Annotated in this window: 17 protein-coding genes; 15 read left to right on the top strand and 2 right to left on the bottom strand. The window is 36.1% G+C overall.

The features are described 5' to 3' along the window. Positions 1-8: 8 nt before the first annotated feature. The 8 genes from DWW68_RS08850 (at position 9) to guaA (ending at position 11417) form a co-directional block, all read left to right on the top strand. Positions 9-1412, top strand: coding sequence for a CpaF family protein (locus tag DWW68_RS08850; protein ID WP_118589440.1), 1404 nt, complete (start codon positions 9-11; stop codon positions 1410-1412). Between the two features lie 27 nt (positions 1413-1439). Continuing rightward, complete coding sequence (locus tag DWW68_RS08845) at positions 1440-2408, top strand: type II secretion system F family protein (RefSeq protein ID WP_118589439.1); 969 nt, start codon at positions 1440-1442, stop codon at positions 2406-2408. A gap of 12 nt (positions 2409-2420) precedes the next feature. Beyond that, positions 2421-3356 carry a type II secretion system F family protein gene (locus DWW68_RS08840; RefSeq protein ID WP_158576855.1) on the top strand — a complete coding sequence of 312 codons (936 nt, stop codon included), beginning with the start codon at positions 2421-2423 and terminating at the stop codon, positions 3354-3356. 19 nt (positions 3357-3375) lie between these two features. Continuing rightward, positions 3376-3723 carry a DUF192 domain-containing protein gene (locus DWW68_RS08835; protein ID WP_118589437.1) on the top strand — a complete coding sequence of 116 codons (348 nt, stop codon included), beginning with the start codon at positions 3376-3378 and terminating at the stop codon, positions 3721-3723. A gap of 3 nt (positions 3724-3726) precedes the next feature. After that, positions 3727-4620, top strand: coding sequence for a hypothetical protein (locus DWW68_RS08830; protein ID WP_118589436.1), 894 nt, complete (start codon positions 3727-3729; stop codon positions 4618-4620). A gap of 149 nt (positions 4621-4769) precedes the next feature. Further along, a complete protein-coding gene (uvrB, locus tag DWW68_RS08825) occupies positions 4770-6749 on the top strand; it encodes an excinuclease ABC subunit UvrB (protein ID WP_021952310.1) in 1980 nt (659 codons plus the stop codon). A gap of 35 nt (positions 6750-6784) precedes the next feature. Next, entirely contained in the window at positions 6785-9625 is a 2841-nt protein-coding gene (gene uvrA / locus DWW68_RS08820; protein ID WP_118589435.1) for an excinuclease ABC subunit UvrA, read from the top strand. Between the two features lie 247 nt (positions 9626-9872). Further along, entirely contained in the window at positions 9873-11417 is a 1545-nt protein-coding gene (gene guaA / locus DWW68_RS08815) for a glutamine-hydrolyzing GMP synthase (RefSeq protein WP_118589434.1), read from the top strand. Between the two features lie 224 nt (positions 11418-11641). Here the strand turns inward: guaA and DWW68_RS08810 are convergent, their stop codons facing one another. Beyond that, positions 11642-12301: a hypothetical protein gene (locus tag DWW68_RS08810; protein ID WP_117910129.1), complete on the bottom strand. Its 660-nt coding sequence runs from the start codon at positions 12299-12301 to the stop codon at positions 11642-11644. A 31-nt stretch (positions 12302-12332) separates the two neighbouring features. Continuing rightward, complete coding sequence (locus DWW68_RS08805; protein WP_118024871.1) at positions 12333-12944, bottom strand: helix-turn-helix transcriptional regulator; 612 nt, start codon at positions 12942-12944, stop codon at positions 12333-12335. A 202-nt stretch (positions 12945-13146) separates the two neighbouring features. Between DWW68_RS08805 and DWW68_RS08800 the strand changes: the two genes are divergently transcribed. The 7 genes from DWW68_RS08800 (at position 13147) to DWW68_RS08770 (ending at position 18855) form a co-directional block, all read left to right on the top strand. After that, complete coding sequence (locus DWW68_RS08800) at positions 13147-13332, top strand: helix-turn-helix domain-containing protein (protein WP_117910131.1); 186 nt, start codon at positions 13147-13149, stop codon at positions 13330-13332. Between the two features lie 12 nt (positions 13333-13344). Continuing rightward, complete coding sequence (locus DWW68_RS08795) at positions 13345-14439, top strand: site-specific integrase (protein ID WP_118024870.1); 1095 nt, start codon at positions 13345-13347, stop codon at positions 14437-14439. Beyond that, positions 14420-14752 (top strand): hypothetical protein, encoded by a 333-nt coding sequence (locus DWW68_RS08790; RefSeq protein WP_118024869.1) that lies wholly within the window; start codon positions 14420-14422, stop codon positions 14750-14752. The genes DWW68_RS08795 and DWW68_RS08790 overlap by 20 nt, the downstream gene beginning before the upstream one ends. A gap of 119 nt (positions 14753-14871) precedes the next feature. Further along, a complete protein-coding gene (locus DWW68_RS08785) occupies positions 14872-16269 on the top strand; it encodes a virulence-associated E family protein (protein ID WP_243053076.1) in 1398 nt (465 codons plus the stop codon). Positions 16270-16525: 256 nt separating this feature from the next. Further along, a complete protein-coding gene (locus DWW68_RS08780; protein WP_118024868.1) occupies positions 16526-16771 on the top strand; it encodes a complexin-2 in 246 nt (81 codons plus the stop codon). Positions 16772-17027: 256 nt separating this feature from the next. Beyond that, positions 17028-18476 carry a MobA/MobL family protein gene (locus DWW68_RS08775; RefSeq protein WP_158576853.1) on the top strand — a complete coding sequence of 483 codons (1449 nt, stop codon included), beginning with the start codon at positions 17028-17030 and terminating at the stop codon, positions 18474-18476. 61 nt (positions 18477-18537) lie between these two features. Further along, positions 18538-18855 (top strand): hypothetical protein, encoded by a 318-nt coding sequence (locus tag DWW68_RS08770; protein ID WP_117452273.1) that lies wholly within the window; start codon positions 18538-18540, stop codon positions 18853-18855. The last annotated feature ends 17 nt before the right edge of the window (positions 18856-18872 follow it).

Genomic DNA, 18872 nt, shown 5'->3' with positions numbered 1-18872 from the left:
GATTTTAGATGGGATTATTAGAGAGAATTACTACAGCTAACAATGAAAAGGAAGCTCAGCAGAAAAAAGAGGCAATAGCTGCGGCAGAAAAGGAAGAACAAAAAAATTATTCATTAAAGCAGACTGCCGGTACGGTAGGCGCAAATGATACATATATAATTCCGGGAGCAGATGACGAACAGTTTGTAGCAGTGCAGGATGAAACTCACAGAGAAGTTACAAAGGTGTTAGCCAAGCAGGATGAAGTTACAATAGATACAATAAAATCTCTTATTGACGAGTATTTAACAGAAAGTCATCCGGAGATAAATAATACTGAAAAAATGACTATTACAAAAAATGTAATAGATGAGATTGTTGGATTAGGACCTCTTGAAAACCTGATTAATGATGACAGCGTATCTGAAATCATGGTTAATGGTGCTAAGCAGATATATGTAGAACGTAAGGGAAAGTTACTGAAAACAAATGTAACTTTCAAAAATGAAGAACATGTTAGGAGAACTATTGACAGAATAGTAACACCTTTAGGACGAAGAATAGATGATTCAAATCCTATGGTTGATGCCAGACTTGAAGATGGTTCCCGTGTTAACGCCATAATGCCACCATTAGCATTAGGCGGAACAACAATTACAATAAGAAAGTTTTCTAAGAAACCACTTTCAGTAGAAAATTTAAAGCAATTCGGTTCACTTTCAGATGATATGGCAGAGTTTCTTGAAGCGGCAGTTAGGGGCAAGTTAAATATTCTTGTATCCGGTGGTACCGGTTCAGGTAAGACAACATTACTTAATGTGCTTTCTGCCTTTATACCGTCCAATGAAAGAATTGTAACAATAGAAGATGCAGCTGAACTTAGACTGATGCAGGAACATGTTGTTACATTGGAAAGCAGACCGGCTAACTTAGAGGGAAATGGAGCCATAACCATAAGAGATTTGGTTCGTAATGCATTGAGAATGAGACCGGATAGAATTATCGTCGGAGAAGTTCGTGGAGGCGAGACATTAGATATGCTTCAGGCTATGAATACAGGTCATGAAGGTTCTATAACTACTGCTCATGCTAACTCAGCAAGAGACTGTTTGGCACGTATCGAAACAATGGTTATGATGGCAGGAATGGACTTACCGGTATCAGCTATCAGACAGCAGGTTGCAGGTGCCATTGATCTTATTGTTCAGCAGGCAAGACTTAGAGATGGATCAAGAAAAATTACAAGTATATGTGAAGTAACCGGTATGGAAGGGAATACCATTACCATGCAGGAAATATTTAAGTATCGTCAGGAAGGCTATGATGAAAATAATATGTCTGTTGGTGATTTTTACAGTACCGGTATCAGACCGAAATGTTGTGAGAAGATAACAGCAAGTGGAGTTCAGGTAGATGACCACTGGTTCTTCTAGCAATTTGCAGAACAGATAGGAGTGTCTATGATAAGAATATTAATGATTTGCTTATGTGCAATGGTATTTCTTTTTTGCCTGTATGTGATTTTAATACAGAATTTTACGGAAAGTAAAAGAAAAACTCAAGACAGAGTTATGGGTTTGGTTAGCGAAGAAGAAAGGAATAAAAGCGATAAGAAAAAGGGAAAATTAAATTTAAAAATAAAAAAGGAAAAGAAGAAGGTCAGTGTATTTGCTACTACTCATAAGAAATTACAGCTTTTAGAGGAAGAACTTTATAATCTTGGCATGAAGATGCCGGTTCAGACCTTTGTGACATTATGGGTGGCAATAACAATTGGTTTACCAACCATAATGATGATGCTTGGAGTGTACATTGCTATTTGTATCATTGTCGCACTTATAGCAGCATTTGGCCCATTACTTTTTATTCAAAAAAAGAAAAAGAAGAGAAAGGAAACTTTGGAGTCACAGTTAATAGAAGGTATAACTGTTATTACAAATGCCTTAAAGGCGGGACATTCTTTTCAGACAGCAATGGGAAATATAGCAGTTGACATGGAAGGACCTATGGCAGAGGAATTTGGGAGAGTAACAAGGGAAACTCAAAGAGGTATGACATTAGAGGCAAGTTTTAACTCTTTATGTGAGAGAATCGGAAGTGATGACTTGGAAATGCTTTGCCAGACCATACTTATCCAAAGAAAAGTTGGTGGTAATTTAACTGAAGTTCTTGATAAAATATCAGAAACTATTCGTAACAGATTAGATCTTAAGGAAGAAATAAAGACATTAACGTCAAGTGGAAAAATTTCAGGATATATAATTGGTGCACTTCCGGTTATTTTATTGGTTTTAATCAGTATGATAAATCCGGTATATGCAAGACCGCTGTTTAATACAGTTATAGGAAATATTTTACTTCTTATAAGTGTAATTTTAGAGGTTATTGGATTTATAATGATAAATAAGGTTGTAGACATTAAGTATTAATGAGGTATGTTTATGGATATATTAGCATTATTAATATCATTTCTTGTTGCTGTAGCTATTTTCGGACTGTTTTTAGGATTGTTTTCGGGAGTTGGAGCAGGCGTTGACAGACAGAATGAGCGAATAAGAGATATTAGAAATGAAAAAGAAAAGAGTATTGCTGATGATGTTAAAAAAGAAAAAGTTAAAGTTTCAGAGGCAATAAAGCGTAAGAAAGAAGAAAATAGAAAAAAAGTTGCAAAAAGAAACAGACAGAAGGAAAAAGAGAACAAGCATAGCACAGTTGATGATATGTTAGCAATAGTTCAGTGGGATATAACATCGGAGCAGTTTTTAGTTATTAAACTTGTATGTGCACTTGTTGGTGTTATATTATCAATGATTATATGCATGAGATTACATGTGGGTGTCAATAAATTTGTGCTGGCAATGATTTTTTGCGGATTAGTTGGAATGTTAATTCCGGGAGAAATGCTTAAAGGAAAATCTAAAAAGTATCAGGAAAGTATACGTTTAGATTTGCCGGATGTAATGGACTTGCTGGTTGTAAGTGTAGAAGCAGGTCTTGGATTTGATGCTGCATTAATGAGATTGTATGAGAGAAATAAAACCGTTGTTATGGAACAACTTATACAGGCAACCAGAGATATACAACGTGGTGTAAGTAAGAGAGAAGCTTACCTTGATTTGGCACAGCGTTGTAAAGTAAAGGAACTTACAACATTTCTTACTGCAATGATTCAGGCAGATCAGTTAGGTACATCTATACAGACAGTTCTTAGGTCTCAGGCGGAAGTTCTTAGAAATGAAAGAAAGAGAACAGCTGCAAGAAAGGCAAAGGAGGCACCGGTTAAGATGCTCATTCCTATGGTATTGTTTGTATTCCCTGTTATATTTATCGTTCTGCTGGGACCGGCAGCTTTGAATATAATGGATATTTTAGGCTAAATATAAGAAGGAAGACAAAATGCAGAGATTAGACTTATACATAAATAACGTAAATATCTGTAAAATTTCCCTGGCAAACAATTTTTGGACAAGATTTATGGGACTTATGGGAAAATCAGAAGGGCAGATTCGCAGTATGGGGGGATTAATGATAAAACCATGTTCCCAGATACACACTTTCTTTATGAAGGCACCCATTGATGTGGTTTACATAAATAAAGAAAGCAAAGTTGTTCAGGTGGATGAAGCAGTACCAAAAGCTAAGTGTTGCAAAAGGGTAAAGAAGGCAAAATACCTTATAGAGTTTCCGGAAGGAACGGCAAAAAGGTTTAACATAAAAAAAGATGATATGTTGGAGGTAAAATAAACAATGTTGGGTAAAGACAATTCGGTTTCCATAGAATCATTAAGAGCCGATGCTGAAATGGAGAGTCAGTTTAAAACTTCTTATAGAGGTTATGATAAAAAAAGTGTAAACGAATATATAAGGACATTAAAAAGAGAGACAGAGCTTGAAATAGAAAAGTTAAAAGATGCTGTTCACGACGCTGAATGCGAGAGAGATGATATGAAAAACAGCTATTTAAGCTGGCAGCAGGAAATTAAACTTGTAAAAATACAGAAGAAAAAGGAAGTTGATAAGGCTAGGGAAGAATATGAGGCTAAGCTTCAAAGTGCAATAGAAGAAGCTACTAAGAAGCTGGAAAATGAGAATATTGAGAAGGAAAGCCGTATCCATTCTATTATTGAAGAGAAGAATCAGCAGATAAGGAGAATGGAAGCTGATTTGAACATTAGTTTGCAGGAAGCACTTGCGGAAAAAGAGCAGGCATACGAAAAAGCAATGGCTGAGAAAGACAAATATGTTAATGATACCATTGCAGAAAAAGAAAGATACATAGCTGAAACTATTGAACAGAAGGATAGAGAAATTCAAAATCTTACAAGCAAGCTTCAAAATAGAGAGGAAACAGAAAGAAAGCTTCAGGAAAGTGCAATTGAGAGCTACAAAGAATCAAATGCCAAATTAACGGAAGAAAACAACAGAAAAAAAGTTATTATTGCGGATTTAGAAGAAAAACTGGCTTTGGCTTCAAGTAATCTGGATCACAATATGAAAATGCTTGATTCATTAAACTTAAAATTAGATGACATGCTTAAGGCTAAACTCTCTGAAATGCAGGATATTATTTCTGTTTGGTCAGGTCAGTTTGAAAAAACAAGCGAGATTATAAAGGATCAGTTTAAGGCTGAGGAAGAATAAGGTATATTTTAAAAGAAGGTACAGAACAAACATTCGATTTGTTCTGTACTTTTTTTTATTTGAATGATATACTTGACAAGTAACATACTAAGAATACAATTACTATTTCTAAAATATAATCGCCGGATTAGAGCGGATTAGGAGCATTTATGGATCATTTTGAATTAGTGTCACAATATAAACCTACAGGAGACCAGCCCCAGGCAATTAAGGAGTTGGTTGAGGGATTTAAGAAGGGCAATCAGTTTGAAACACTGTTGGGAGTTACAGGCTCAGGAAAGACCTTTACCATGGCGAATGTTATCGCCCAACTTAATAAGCCTACATTAATTTTAGCACATAACAAAACATTGGCGGCACAGCTGTATGGGGAATTTAAAGAATTTTTCCCAAACAATGCAGTGGAATATTTTGTTTCCTACTATGATTATTATCAGCCGGAAGCGTATGTGCCTAGTACAGATACTTATATAGAAAAGGATAGTGCCATAAATGATGAGATTGATAAGCTTAGACATTCGGCTACTATGGCACTTATTGAAAGAAGAGATGTTATTATAGTTTCTTCTGTTTCCTGTATTTACGGATTAGGTGATCCCATAGATTACAAGAACATGGTCATTTCATTGCGTCCGGGAACCATAAGGGACAGGGATGACATTATCCACAAGCTTATTGAAATCCAATATGATAGAAATGATATGGATTTTAAAAGAGGTACATTTAGAGTCCGGGGGGAGAATCTGGAGATTTTTCCGGCATCTTACACGGACAGTGCAGTGAGAGTGGAATTTTTTGATGATGAAATAGAAAGAATTACAGAAATTGATACATTAACAGGTGAGGTGAAAAGGGAGCTAGAGCACGTTGCCATATTCCCTAATTCACATTATGTTATTCCACCGGAGAGAATGGAAGGGGCTATAAAGGCAATTGAGGCAGAGCTGGCTGAGCAGGTGGCATATTTTAAGTCAGAGGACAAGCTGATAGAGGCGCAGCGAATTGCGGAGCGTACCAATTTTGACATGGAAATGCTCAGGGAAACGGGAATCTGCTCAGGAATTGAGAATTATTCAAGACATATGGCAGGATTAGAGCCGGGAGCTACACCTCATACCTTAATGGAATATTTTGGAGACGATTTTTTAACGATAGTTGACGAAAGCCATATTACTCTTCCACAGGTTCGTGGTATGTATAATGGCGACCAGTCAAGAAAGACAACCTTAGTTAATTACGGGTTCAGACTGCCTTCAGCCAAAGATAACCGTCCTCTTAAATTTGAGGAATTTGAGGGAATGATAGACCAGATGCTTTTTGTGTCAGCTACTCCTAATGTGTACGAGGAGGAGCATGAGCTGCTTAGGGCAGAACAGATTATCAGACCGACAGGACTGTTAGATCCGAAAATTGATGTGCGGCCTGTTAAGGGGCAGATTGATGACCTTGTATCTGAAATAAATAAAGAAGTGGAAAAGAAAAATAAAATTTTAGTTACTACATTAACTAAGAGAATGGCGGAAGACCTTACGGATTACATGAAGGATGTGGGCATCAGGGTTAAGTATCTCCATTCTGACATAGATACTCTTGAAAGAACTGAGATAATACGTGACATGCGATTAGACGTGTTTGATGTTTTGGTTGGAATTAACCTTTTAAGAGAAGGTCTGGATATACCGGAAATATCCCTTGTTGCCATATTAGATGCTGACAAGGAAGGTTTTTTGCGTTCAGAAACATCGCTGATACAGACTATAGGAAGAGCGGCGAGAAACTCGGAAGGTCATGTAATTATGTATGCAGATTCCATTACAGAGTCTATGGACAAGGCTATTTCTGAAACAAACAGACGTCGTGAAATACAGGAAAAATACAATAAGGAGAATGGCATTACGCCAACTACCATTAAGAAAGCAGTTAGAGACCTTATAAGTATTTCTAAGGAAGTTGATAAGAGAATTAATGACATTGAAAAAGATCCTGAATCTATGGATAAGAAGGAACTTAAGAAGCTTATGGATAAAGTAGAAAAGAAGATGCAGAAGGCAGCAGCGGAATTAGATTTTGAAACTGCAATAGAAATGCGTGAAAAATTGGCAGAGTTGAAGCTTATGTATAATAAATGATAATTGGTAAGTAAGACAGTAAGGAAAGGATTGACATGGCAGAGAAGAAAAAATATATACGAATTAAAGGTGCTTGCGAGCATAACTTGAAGAATATAGATATTGACATACCAAGGGATGAATTTACGGTTATTACAGGATTAAGCGGTTCCGGTAAATCATCTTTGGCATTTGATACTATTTATGCAGAGGGACAGAGAAGGTATATGGAGTCATTGTCTTCCTATGCCAGACAGTTTTTAGGACAAATGGAAAAACCCCAGGTGGAGAGCATTGAGGGATTGCCACCGGCCATTTCCATTGACCAGAAATCCACTAACAGAAATCCCCGTTCAACAGTGGGTACAGTAACAGAAATATACGACTATATGCGACTTTTGTATGCCAGAGCAGGCTTACCTCATTGTCCAAAGTGTGGCAAGGAAATCAAGAAGCAGACAATAGATGAAATGGTGGATAAGGTTTTAGAATTGCCTGAAAGAACTAAATTTCAGATATTAGCACCTATAGTAAGAGGAAAAAAAGGCAGACACGAAAAGGTATTTGAAAGTGCAAAAAAAAGCGGCTATGTAAGAGTCCGTGTAGATGGTAATATGTATGAGTTGTCAGAGGAAATAAAACTGGATAAAAACATTAAGCATAGCATAGAAATCGTAATTGACAGATTAAGTATCAGAGAGGGAATAGAAAAAAGACTTACGGATTCCATTGAAAATGCCCTGAAGCTGGGAAATGGATTAATGGAGGTTGATGTAATAGGTGGCGAAACCGTTACATTTAGCCAGAATTTTGCCTGCCCTGATTGTGGAATTAGCATTGACGAAATTCAGCCAAGAAGTTTTTCCTTTAATAATCCTTTCGGAGCTTGTCCTGATTGTTTTGGATTAGGTTACAAAATGGAATTTGACGTGGATTTAATGATTCCTGATAAAAGTTTAAGTATAAATCAGGGGGCAATAGTTGTTTTGGGATGGCAAAGTGCCAATGATCCAAAGAGTTTTACCAATGCTATTTTGCAGGCTTTGTGTAAGAGGTATGACTTTGACCTTGATACTCCTTTTGAAGAATATCCTAAAAATATTCAGGATATTCTTATTAATGGAACCAACGGAGAGAAGGTGCCGGTTCATTATAAGGGTCAAAGGGGAATAGGAACATATGATATTGCCTTTGAGGGTTTAATTAGAAATGTAGAGAGAAGATATCGTGAAACAGGAGCGGAATCCAGTAAGGCAGAATATGAAACATATATGAGAATTACTCCTTGTGGAACCTGTCATGGACAGAGGCTTAAACCTGAGTCGCTGGCTGTAACCATTGGAGATAAGAATATTTACGAAATGACGGAAATGCCTGTCAGGGATTTAAGGGCTTTTCTGGATGAGGTACAGCTTACTTCAGCGCAACTGGCAATAGGTAAGGAAATATTAAAGGAAATAAAGGGCAGACTTCAGTTTTTAATAGATGTAGGTCTGGATTATTTAAGTTTGTCAAGGGCTACCGGAACCCTTTCCGGTGGAGAGGCACAGCGAATAAGACTGGCAACCCAGATTGGCTCCGGTCTGGTTGGTGTGGCTTATATTATGGATGAACCTAGTATTGGTTTGCACCAGAATGACAATGAAAAGTTGTTGGCAACCCTTAAGCATTTGAGAGATTTGGGAAATACTTTAATAGTGGTTGAACATGATGAAGATACAATGTTAGCGGCAGACTATGTGGTTGATATCGGACCGGGAGCCGGTGAACACGGTGGCGAAGTTGTGGCAGCAGGTACAGCTAAAGAAATAATGAAAAATAAAGATTCCATTACAGGCAAATATCTTAGTAGAAAATTGCAGGTACCGGTGCCTGAAACAAGAAGAAAGCCTACAGGTTTTATTAAAGTAGTAGGTGCAAAAGAAAATAACCTTAAAAATATTGATGTTAAGTTTCCTTTGGGAGTTTTTACCTGTGTAACAGGAGTTTCCGGCTCAGGAAAAAGTTCTTTGGTTAATGAGATTTTGTATAAGAGCCTGGCACGAAAACTCAACAGGGCAAGGATTATTCCGGGAAAATGCAAGGGTATTGAAGGAATTGAACAGTTGGATAAGGTTATTAATATAGACCAGTCACCTATTGGCAGAACACCCCGTTCAAATCCGGCTACTTACACAGGAATGTTTGATATGATAAGGGATTTATTTGCAGCAACGGTGGATGCAAAAGAGCGGGGATATAAGAAGGGACGTTTTAGTTTTAATGTAAAAGGTGGACGATGTGAAGCCTGTTCCGGTGATGGAATCCTGAAGGTTGAGATGCATTTCCTTCCGGATGTGTACGTCCCATGTGAGGTATGTGGCGGAAAGCGATATAATAGAGAAACTTTGGAAGTTAAGTATAAGGGCAAAAATATATATGATGTGTTGGAAATGACAGTGGAAGAGGCAATGGATTTCTTCAAAAATGTTCCAAGAGTATATAATAAGGTAAAAACTCTTTATGATGTTGGTTTGGGCTATATTAAGTTAGGACAGCCTTCAACCCAGCTTTCCGGTGGAGAGGCGCAGCGTATTAAGTTAGCTACGGAGCTTAGCAGAAGAAGCACAGGAAAAACCATATATGTTTTGGACGAACCAACTACGGGACTTCATTTTGCAGATGTTCATAAATTAGTGGAAATTCTCCAACGTCTTACTGATGAGGGGAATACTGTAATAGTTATTGAACACAACCTTGACGTTATTAAGGCGGCAGATTATATTATAGATATGGGACCGGACGGAGGAGACCGGGGAGGTACTGTTGTTGTGGCAGGAACACCGGAAAAGGTAGCTGAACATAAGACGAGTTATACCGGAAAGTACGTCAAAATGATGTTAGAGAAAAACAAATAATTAATTATTTACGAAGGAGGAAACAACGGAGAAGAACGGAAAAAGCTTTTGGGAAAGAAAACAGGAATTAAAAAGACCATGAAAATAAAAAAATAAAGTTTGTAAGAAAGTTTTGCTGTAGAATGAGATATTTTACATAGGGAAATGTCTTTAATATAGCAGAACTTTCTTGTACATTTAGGGAAAATGAAGTAAAATAACAAGAAGTGCTTTACTTGGGCAATATTCTTATGATAGAGGAGGCAAAATGAAAAGAGAGTTAGTTATTGTAATAGATTTTGGCGGACAGTACAATCAGCTGGTTGCACGTCGTGTCCGTGAATGCAACGTATATTGCGAAATCTATTCATATAAAACAGATATTGAAAAGATTAAGTCTATGAATCCTAAGGGAATTATCTTGACAGGTGGACCAAACAGCTGTTATGAAGAAGGTGCACCAACATATACAAAAGACCTGTTTGAATTAGGTATTCCGGTTCTTGGACTTTGCTATGGAGCGCAGCTTATGCAACATATTTTAGGTGGTAAGGTTGAAAAAGCTCCTGTTCGTGAATATGGCAAGACGGAAGTTCATGTAGATACAACATCTAAATTGTTTGAGGAAATTGAGGAAGATACAGTTTGCTGGATGAGTCATTTCGACTATATTTCAAAGGTTGCACCTGGATTTAAAATTACAGGTTATACAAAGGATTGTCCTGTGGCTGTAGCTGAATGTCCGGAAAAGAAGCTTTACGCAATACAGTTCCACCCGGAAGTGCTTCACACAGTGCGTGGTAAGGAAATTCTCAGTAACTATGTAATTAACGTATGTGGTTGCGCAGGGGACTGGAAGATGGATTCTTTCGTGGAAAATTCCATTAAGGCCATTCGTGAAAAGGTAGGCGACGGTAAGGTTCTTTGTGCCTTATCAGGTGGTGTTGATTCATCAGTGGCAGCAGTGCTTTTGGCGAAGGCAATTGGAAAACAGCTGACATGTGTATTTGTTGACCATGGCCTTTTGAGAAAAAATGAGGGTGATGAGGTTGAGGCAGTATTTGGACCTGATGGTCCATATGATTTGAATTTTATCCGTGTAAATGCCCAGGAGAGATATTATAAAAAGTTGGCAGGTGTGGAAGAACCTGAGGCAAAACGTAAAATAATAGGTGAAGAATTTATCCGTGTGTTTGAAGAGGAAGCCAAAAAAATCGGAGCCGTGGATTATCTGGTTCAGGGAACGATTTATCCTGATGTAGTTGAAAGTGGTCTGGGTGGCGAGTCAGCGGTAATTAAGTCACATCATAATGTAGGTGGATTACCTGACTATGTTGATTTTAAGGAAATAATTGAGCCGCTTCGTGACCTGTTCAAAGATGAAGTCCGTAAGGCAGGTCTGGAGCTGGGTATTCCGGAATATCTGGTATTCCGTCAGCCATTCCCTGGACCTGGACTTGGTATCAGAATAATAGGCGAAGTAACAGCTGAAAAGGTGAAAATAGTTCAGGATGCAGATGCAATTTACAGAGAAGAAATTGCGAAAGCAGGGCTTGATAAAGAAATCAATCAGTATTTTGCAGCACTGACAAATATGCGTTCAGTAGGTGTAATGGGGGACGAGAGAACATATGACTACGCAATAGCCCTCAGAGCCGTAAAAACAATTGATTTCATGACGGCAGAGTCAGCTGAAATACCGTATGAGGTGCTTAATAAGGTAATGAACAGAATAATAAATGAGGTGAAGGGGGTCAATCGAGTAATGTACGATTTGACCAGTAAGCCACCTGGAACGATAGAGTTTGAATAATGCAAAAATAAATTCTATATGCCTACAAACCCCATAAATAAAGGGTTTGTAGGTTTTTTCTTTTTTAGAGTGACAATAAAATGACAATATTTTTTGCTATTTTTTATAAAAAACGTTCAAAAGCGTACATTTATGAACTGATAAAATTACATATTTTTCCTTTATAAAATAAAAAGACCCTGCAGTGACACCGCAGGGGTGGTTATGACTGAAATACCAATATTCTATTTTTCAATTCCAACTTCCCAGAAATACATATCTATAATTTTCATAGGGGTGTACAAATCACCAAGTTTATTACAAGCTTTTTCGATTTCTTCTTTGTTGTCTTTGGCGTATTGAATTATTTGCTTCATACTATTTAAATTGAAAACCCCATTTATTTTGTTCCGACGTAGCGCTTTTACAAAATATTGGTCATATGCTGGAACGCATCCAAGAGTTCCTAATATGATTTTAGTAATTAATGTATCTGTTACATTGGAAATTGTTTTTGTTTTGTTAGTACCATCTTCTATATAAGTTTGACCCATATAGTACTCTTTTATTTCATCTCTTAAACTCATTATAGTTTCAAGATCTGTGATAATATTCTCTTTAAAAGGATTAAAACTTATTAAATTTGAATATTTATCCTTACAAAGTATTTCGACAACAGGCTTACTAAATAAATAATCTTTTTGCATTAAAAAAGAATTTCGTAGCATACCCCAACTAGCTAGGTAGGCATATAAATTTAATGTTATATAATTGTACATGGTTTCATCATTTTTATATTTTAAGAAACTTTCTCTACAGTGATCATATGATCTATATCTTCCGTTTTTATCGTTATGGTAACTATCAATAAATTTATTGATATATTCGTTGATATTTTTTCCCATTTTATCATCTCTCTTAAATAAACATATAAATTTAATCCTTCAAATTAGCTTTCCTAAATCTCTTCTTTGCATCAGAGATATTCTTGTCTACTTCGATAGCTTTTTCATTTTCCGCATCCAATAAGAAGTCAGCTGAATCGGTCCCAAAGCTTAAATACTTTGCCTGCCATAATAGGTAGGTTTCCTCGTCAATTTCTTCATTGATAAATTTCTCATACATTGTTGCCCAATGGCTAAACATTCTTTTAAGATTTGAAAGAGGAGCAACAGTGGCATCGTTTACGTCTATTTCGGAAGATACCTCTAAATAAACTTTTCCATCTATAGTTGTTGGAGTCAAATCCAAAGTTTTTTCCATACTGAATAAGTATTGTAGAGAACTTGCAGCTGAAATAGGATCAGGAGTTGCAAGCACGTATGGAGAAATCTCCAAAGCATTCGAAATCTCAAATATAGTGTCTGAATCTGGATAACGATTTCCAAGTTCATAATTTCTTATAGTTGATTCATTTACACCACAGGCAGCTCCCAATTCTTTTTGTGTCATGCCGGCAATTTGTCTGTAAAATCTAATCTTTTGTCCTAAATTTGCTGAGGCAAGATTTTTAGCATTTAAAGAAAATTCTCTTTTATTTTTTCCCATAAAACATATCCTTCCATATCATTTTATAACTGATTTTATTATATCATAAACAGTTCATTTGTGAAATATAAAGAATACAAAACAGTTCAGAAGTGAAATATTTCACTTGACAGTACAAAAGTGAACTGATAAAATGAGTACAACACAGTTCATAAATGTACTGTGCAAAGTAATGAAATTTAAATGGGTAGGAGGTGATATTATGGCAGATACACTTTTTGTTAGAGCAAGCGATGTAGCAAAGGAAATGGGAGTTTCAGAAGCTATGGCTTATAAGATTATTAGAAAACTTAATAATGAACTTAAGGAGCAGGGGTTTGTAACTGTTCAGGGGAGACTTAGCAGACAGTATTTTGAAGAACGAATCTATGGAATTAAGACTAAATAGGAGGTGAAATAAATGGTTTTTAAGAATCCAAAAACAGATAAATGGGAAGTTAGATGTTATTACAAAAATTATAAAGGTGAGCGAAAACAGAAAACCAAAAGAGGCTTCAGAACAAAATCTGAAGCTCTTGATTGGGAAAGACATTTTAAACTGCAAGACCACCAGGACCTGGATATGACCATTGAAGATTTCTTTGAATTATATAAAAGAGATGTAAGTCATAAGGTAAGACCAAACACTTGGGAAGAAAAGGAATACATAATTTTAACAAAAATTCTTCCTTATCTTGGCAAGAGAAAAATAAATGAATTAAAGGTAACGGACATTTTTGAGTGGCAAAGAGAAATTCAGAGCTTAACAACTCAAAATGGTAAGAGCTTTTCAAAATCATATCTTGGAACAATTCATAATCAGCTAAGTGCAATGTTTAACCATGCAGTCAGATATTATGGGCTTAAATGGAATGTCGCAAGCAAGGCTGGGAATATGGGCAGTGCAAGAGATAGAAATGTTGATTTCTGGACGCAGAAGGAATACCAGAAATTTATTGAACAGGTGGCAGATAAACCACAATCATTTTATGGATTTGAAATACTTTATTGGTGTGGGCTTAGAATTGGCGAACTTCTTGCCTTAACACCGAAAGATTTTGATTTCGAAAATAATGTTTTGAAAATAACAAAGTCATATAAAAAGGTTAAAGGTAAAGACATTGTAACGGATCCAAAGACACCTAAAAGCATAAGGGATATAGTAATTCCTGAATTTTTAGCAGAAGAAATTAAGGAATATTTGGCAAGTATATATGGCATCAAAGAAAATGACAGAATATTTCAAAATTCAAAAAGCTATTTTCGTCATGAAATGATAAGAGGTTCAAAAGCTGCAGGAGTTAAAAGAATAAGAATACATGATTTAAGACATTCACACGTTTCATATTTGATTAACAAAGGCTATACAGCACTTGCCATAGCTGACAGACTAGGCCACGAGGCTGTAGACATCACTTATAAATATGCACATCTATTTCCAACTGTACAAACAGATATGGCAAAAACTATGGATGCAGAAAGAGAGGCTTTATTAGATGAGTGCGAAGAACAATGATGCAAAAGGTAGATGGAGAAATGTAACAGTTGCCTTTAGGGTGTCACCAGAAGAAAATGAAGAAATAAATATGAGGGCAAAACTAAGTGGATTTCAGACAAAGCAGGAATTTATTGTTCAATCATTACTTTATACCAAAATAAGAGCTGTGGGAAATCCGCTAATGATGCTTAGTTTCAGAAAATATCTCCAAGAAATAATAGCACAGTTAAAGAGGATTGAGGCTGGTGGAGAAATTGATGAAGAGGTATTTGTCCCAATTAGAACAATGTTGGATATATTAGATGGATTTGAAGAAAGAAAAAAGCCCTAAGCAATAAGCTTAAGACTTACAAGGTAACAAGGAGGTTATCCCCGCTACTTTTATCACCAATTAAATTATAGCAGGGGTTACCTCCAATAACAACAAAATTTTAAAATTACGGAGGAAAAATGAATAACACAGTAATGAATAAATCCTCCAATGTGGAGGACACAGATAATAAAGAAATCGAGGCTATAAGGGATAGCCTTAAAAAACGTCCTGATGGAAGTCCGAGACAAACCATTGAAAATGTCATTGAGGTTTTAAATAAGGACCCAATGTTAAAGGATGCAATAAGACGTAATGAACTTTCATGTAAGACGGACATTGTTAAGAAAATGGACTGGAGAAGACGCTCAAAAACTTTTACCGATACGGATTTTAATAACATAATGCTTAGAATGGAAAAGTTTTACGGCATTACAAGAGATAAAAATATTAAGCGTGCAATTGACATTGTAGGAAATAACAACCATTATCATCCCATTATAGACAAACTGGAAAGTCTGGAGTGGGACGGAAAATCAAGGCTTAGATATCTGTTGCCAAGATATCTTGGAACAGATGAAAGTGATTACATATTTGAAGCAACAAGAATAATGATGATGGGAGCGGTGTACAGGGTTTACCATCCCGGATGTAAATTTGAATATATGGTTTGTCTTGTAGGTGGGCAGGGTGCAGGAAAGTCAAGTTTTCTAAGACTTCTTGCAATGGAAAATGAGTGGTTTTCGGATGACTTAAGAAAACTTGATGATGACAACGTGTTTCGTAAGATTCAGGGACACTGGATTATTGAAATGGCGGAAATGCTTGCAACCTGTAATGCAAGAAGTGTTGAGGACATTAAGTCATTTTTAAGCCGTCAAAGTGAAACTTACAAGGTACCATATGAAACCCATCCTGAGGACAGACCAAGACAGTGCATATTTGTGGGTTCTTCCAATAATGCCGACTTCCTGCCATTTGACCGAACAGGTAACAGAAGATTTGTACCGGTAATGGTAAATAAGGAAAAGGCATTGCATCATCCGTTGGAGGATGACGAAGAAACAAGGGCATACATAGAACAGTGCTGGGCTGAAATAATGAATATGTATAAAAAGGGCATTAACACTAAACTTGTATTTAATAAGAAGTTGGAAAAAGAACTCATTGAATTTCAGAAGGAATGCATGCCTCAGGATACTCTTGTGGGAATCATTGAGATGTTTCTTGAAATGACGGATGAGGAGTTTGTATGCGTTCAGATGATTTACGAGAGAGCACTGCACCACGAAAACTGCAAGCCGAAACAGTATGAATCAAGAGAGATTACGAGTATCATGAGGCTTAAATTTGCAGAACAGTGGGAAGAGGTAAAAAGTCACAGATTCATTAAGGAAGGGTACGGAACCCAGCTTGCATGGAAGAGAAAAAAGTCAAAGGGTTTTGAGAAAATAGAGAAGAATGAGGACATTCCTTTTAAGCAGGAAACGTTGGAAAATCTTAAAACTGAATCTGATGAAATGGCAGAGAAAAAGTAAGTGACATGATGTCAGTTACTTTTAAGAATGTAAATTTGTTATGTAAATTGGCTGGTTTGTAAATCAGAATAATGGATTTGTAAATTGGAAATGACGTAAAAAAAAGAGCCAATTTACATCAGAATGGCTTCAATCCCTTTATTTATGGGATGTTTTGAAATTTGTAAATCGTAGATTGTAAATTGGCTAAATAAAACTAAAAAAATAAAGTTTTTTAAAGTCGATTGACATTTTCAATTTACGGAAGGAGATTTGCATGTATGAAAAGGTTAAACAGATAAAAATAGATGAAGACTTATTTAGAATGATATATCAGTATTTTATATATGGTCGTGAGGACGAAACGGAACTGATTAAAGCAGGTCTTAAAGATAAGATGGATAAGATGATTTTGAGAAACATTTATACAGAAAGCAAGATTGCCGAATCGGTAGAGGAGAGAGAAAATGCAAGAAAAGATTATCTTGACAGAAAGGAAATCCCGGAGGATTTCCGTTGGTAAATTTCTGCTTAATGTTAATGACCTGCAAGTGGCACTTGCAGGTGGTAGAGCAGACAAGTCGGCAATAATATATGCGGTAGCAACGGAAAAACTAAAGGTAAAAGGAAAGCAGATTAGCCCTCGGCGATTGAGAGCGAAATACACCCATCGCACAAAATCTTACGATTTTATGCTCTTAAGGGTTTGCATTTCGCCCTTGCAGGGGGCTTTTATTTTACTTAAATATAAAAAATTAAAGAATAGGAGGAACAAATATATGGCTAGAAATTCATTTATTCAGATAAGCAAGTTAGGTAATTTAAAAGGGCGCATAGATTACATTACAAATCCCAAAAGGCAGGAAAATCTGTATGCAGTTTACAATACAACAGACGATACATTTTGGCATGATCTTGCAAGGTGTAACAGACTGGAATTTAAGAAAAGCGGAAGTGCCGGAAAGTGTATCGAATCAAGAGAACTTATTATTGCATTACCCGAACCATTCTGTAACATGGACAAACAGAAGGTATTGGAAGATTTTACTGAGCTGTTTAGAAAAACTTACGGAGTAAACTGCATTGCAGCAATGCATCACAACAAGACAAAAACAAACTTACACATTCATTTGATATTTTCGGAAAGAGAGGAATTGAAAAACGGCATAAAGAAAATTGCCACACGAAACATGTTTTATGATGAAACAGGAAAGCATGTAAGGACCAAAAAGGAGATGCTGGATGACAATGGGAATGTAAGAAAAGGATGTAATATCATCAGAAAAGGTCAGGTTTATGAGTACAACAGATTTTCAAAAAAGAAAGCGGAGTTTAAGGCAAGGTCATTTCTAAAGGGGATGAAAACACTGTACACTGAGCACATCAATTCCTTCTTAAATGATAAGGACAAACTAAAGGTGTTTAACAATAAAGATGTTTATCTGCCAACAAAAAAGATTGGAAAAAATAATCCAAAAGCAGAGCAGATAAGAAAAAACAATCAGGTGAGAATTAAATGGAACAGTACAGTTGATGAAGGACTGTTTTATCAGGTTCCAAGAAAATACATCAGAACCATTAAAGAGGAAAAGATACTTAAGAATGTAAATAAATTTGGAAAGACGGAAACAAAGACAGTTGGTGGATTAAGGAAAAACAAGTCATCAAGGGAAAGTGCAGGCGTAGGAATATTTGCCGGAGTTTTTGAAAAAGCCGTTGAAATGGCATGTGATTGTTTAAAGGGATTAATTAGGATATTTAGAGGAACAATTGCACCAAAGCCACCGCAACCGGTTAAGGAGTATAAGCAGTATGCAAAAATGGTTGATGAATTATTGGAAAATCATAGAGCATTAAACGGAGTGCATATGGCAATAAGAGAGGCAAAAGACCAAATGGACCGAAAAGAATACAGGATGTTTGGAGGAAAGAAAAAGTTAAAAGATGAAATTGTGCAGTTGGAAAAGCAGGAGAAAACAGCCAAGGACTTAGAAAAAAGGTTGTTGAAAAAATTAAATGGTACAAATGTTGACGAAGTTATAAGAAAATTTAATCGAAAGAGAATGGAAATGGATGCGTATAAAGATTCCGTTGACAGGGCGGAGAATGCTAAAGAAATGTTGGATGAGAACGTTAGGGAGTATATGGGAAATGTACAAGAAAAGGTATCAGCGAGAGAAAAAAGTAGAGATGGACGAGGTGAGAAAAAAATGGAATTTAGAAGATGAAGATGATATAATGTGTAGAAATAGATTTGATATACAAATCGGAATTTAAAAGGATGATGATATGATGGATAAATTAAAAAAGAACATGGTTTTCTACCTACTGTTGCTGATAGATTTTTATATCGTTCCTTGGTTTATAAAAGACACAGGAAGTGCAATGATTGTTATGTTAGTAATTATTCCTCTAATATGTTTAATAACCTCTGTTTTTTATGGGATTAGGAATGGTTTTAACTTCTGGTATATTTTGATTGTAGCAATAATGTTTGCGCCATCCATATTTATATTTTATAACTCAAGTGCATGGGTTTATGTAGTTGGATATGCTGTTATTGCATTATTGGGAAATTTAATAGCATTGCCATTAAGAAAAAGATAACTTCCAGTTTGATGAAT

The organism is Eubacterium sp. AF16-48 (assembly GCF_003479405.1).
Classification (GTDB): domain Bacteria; phylum Bacillota; class Clostridia; order Lachnospirales; family Lachnospiraceae; genus Eubacterium_G; species Eubacterium_G segne.
The sequence above is the reverse complement of the archived record's forward strand: the minus strand, read 5'-3'. Positions and strand labels throughout refer to the sequence as shown.

Bases quoted from the DNA above. Each gene is read 5' to 3' on its own strand.
- DWW68_RS08850 (WP_118589440.1), top strand. From the start codon at position 9: ATGGGATTATTAGAGAGAATTACTACAGCTAACAATGAAAAGGAAGCT.
- DWW68_RS08845 (WP_118589439.1), top strand. From the start codon at position 1,440: ATGATAAGAATATTAATGATTTGCTTATGTGCAATGGTATTTCTTTTT.
- DWW68_RS08840 (WP_158576855.1), top strand. From the start codon at position 2,421: ATGGATATATTAGCATTATTAATATCATTTCTTGTTGCTGTAGCTATT.
- DWW68_RS08835 (WP_118589437.1), top strand. From the start codon at position 3,376: ATGCAGAGATTAGACTTATACATAAATAACGTAAATATCTGTAAAATT.
- DWW68_RS08830 (WP_118589436.1), top strand. From the start codon at position 3,727: ATGTTGGGTAAAGACAATTCGGTTTCCATAGAATCATTAAGAGCCGAT.
- uvrB (WP_021952310.1), top strand. From the start codon at position 4,770: ATGGATCATTTTGAATTAGTGTCACAATATAAACCTACAGGAGACCAG.
- uvrA (WP_118589435.1), top strand. From the start codon at position 6,785: ATGGCAGAGAAGAAAAAATATATACGAATTAAAGGTGCTTGCGAGCAT.
- guaA (WP_118589434.1), top strand. From the start codon at position 9,873: ATGAAAAGAGAGTTAGTTATTGTAATAGATTTTGGCGGACAGTACAAT.
- DWW68_RS08810 (WP_117910129.1), bottom strand. From the start codon at position 12,301: ATGGGAAAAAATATCAACGAATATATCAATAAATTTATTGATAGTTAC.
- DWW68_RS08805 (WP_118024871.1), bottom strand. From the start codon at position 12,944: ATGGGAAAAAATAAAAGAGAATTTTCTTTAAATGCTAAAAATCTTGCC.
- DWW68_RS08800 (WP_117910131.1), top strand. From the start codon at position 13,147: ATGGCAGATACACTTTTTGTTAGAGCAAGCGATGTAGCAAAGGAAATG.
- DWW68_RS08795 (WP_118024870.1), top strand. From the start codon at position 13,345: ATGGTTTTTAAGAATCCAAAAACAGATAAATGGGAAGTTAGATGTTAT.
- DWW68_RS08790 (WP_118024869.1), top strand. From the start codon at position 14,420: ATGAGTGCGAAGAACAATGATGCAAAAGGTAGATGGAGAAATGTAACA.
- DWW68_RS08785 (WP_243053076.1), top strand. From the start codon at position 14,872: ATGAATAACACAGTAATGAATAAATCCTCCAATGTGGAGGACACAGAT.
- DWW68_RS08780 (WP_118024868.1), top strand. From the start codon at position 16,526: ATGTATGAAAAGGTTAAACAGATAAAAATAGATGAAGACTTATTTAGA.
- DWW68_RS08775 (WP_158576853.1), top strand. From the start codon at position 17,028: ATGGCTAGAAATTCATTTATTCAGATAAGCAAGTTAGGTAATTTAAAA.
- DWW68_RS08770 (WP_117452273.1), top strand. From the start codon at position 18,538: ATGATGGATAAATTAAAAAAGAACATGGTTTTCTACCTACTGTTGCTG.